Origin of the sequence: Borreliella spielmanii (genome assembly GCF_014201705.1) — a bacterium.
GTDB lineage: Bacteria > Spirochaetota > Spirochaetia > Borreliales > Borreliaceae > Borreliella > Borreliella spielmanii.
The window spans coordinates 1-1,171 of sequence record NZ_JACHFA010000030.1 but is presented as its reverse complement, the minus strand read 5'-3'; the positions used below and the strand labels follow the sequence as shown (position 1 = coordinate 1,171).

The following is a 1,171-nucleotide window of genomic DNA, read 5'->3' as shown; positions in this document are numbered from 1 at the left end:
CCTGATCCTGATCCTAATCATCGCGATGTACCCCCAGTGCCCGACTATAATGAGGCGTATTTTAATAAATTCTTTTTAGACTTAGGTTCTGAGAGATCTAAAGAATTGATTAGTTTGTTTGGTAGGGTAAAAAATGAGAAGAATGATAAATTTAAGCACGAGGTTTCTTGGCTTTATTCATGTATAAGCGAATTGTATTCTCCAGATATTAAGTATTCCGGTGAAGGAGGATATGAATATTGGGTTGATGGACAGAGACTTTTTATGCCTAGGCCCACGATTGATCAACAATATTTAAAAGTGAGAGAAGGAATAATAAAGCATGCTTTAAGATGATTATCATCTTAAAGCATGCTTTATTACATTATGTGAATCTTCTATTTTCATGATGAATGTGTATATAAAAAAATTAAAAGCATGACTAATATAACTTATTTAAGTTAGAAAAGTGGTGTTGTAATGATGAAAAGAAGCCCCCAACAGATGTTATTATTTTAGATATAGTGATGGGGTGGTTGGTCATTTGGTTTATAGGAAAAGTAGTAATAAAATTCTTAGGGCGAACGTCTTCTATACTAAAAAAATATAAATAAATTTATATTTTTTTAGTATAGAAGACGTTCGCCCTAAGAATTTTATCATTACTTTTCCTATAAACCAAATGTCACCCCATTACTATATCTAAAATAATAACATCCGTTGGGGGCTTCTTTCCATCGTTACAACACCACTTCTAACTTAAATAAATTACATTAGCCATGCTTTTAAATTTTTTATATACACATTCATCATGAAAATAGAAGATTCAAACAATGTAATAAAGCATGCTTTAAGATGATTATCATCTTAAAGCATGCTTTATTATTCCTTCTCTCACTTTTAAATATTGTTGATCAATCGTGGGCCTAGGCATAAAAAGTTTCTGTCCATCAGACCAATATTCATATCCTTCTTCACCGGAATACTTAATATCTAGAGAATACAATTCGCTTATACACCAATAAAGCCAAGAAACTTCATGCTTAAATTTGTCATTCTTCTCATTTTTTACCCTGCCAAACAGACTAATCAATTCTTTAGATTTCTCAGAACCTAAGTCTAAAAAGAATTTATCAAAATACTCCTCATTATAGTCAGGCACCGGGGGTACATCGCGATGATTAGGATCAGA

At 31.8% G+C, this 1,171-nt stretch carries 2 protein-coding genes; one reads left to right on the top strand and one right to left on the bottom strand.

Features of this window, described 5'->3' with window-relative positions; genetic code table 11:
• The coding region (locus HNR35_RS05730; RefSeq protein ID WP_183224556.1) for a P52 family lipoprotein at window positions 1–336 on the top strand (336 nt) is incomplete at its 5' end.
• A gap of 505 nt (window positions 337–841) precedes the next feature.
• Here the strand turns inward: HNR35_RS05730 and HNR35_RS05725 are convergent.
• Window positions 842–1,171 (bottom strand): P52 family lipoprotein (locus HNR35_RS05725; RefSeq protein WP_183224554.1); only part of this gene is annotated, 330 nt, incomplete at its 5' end.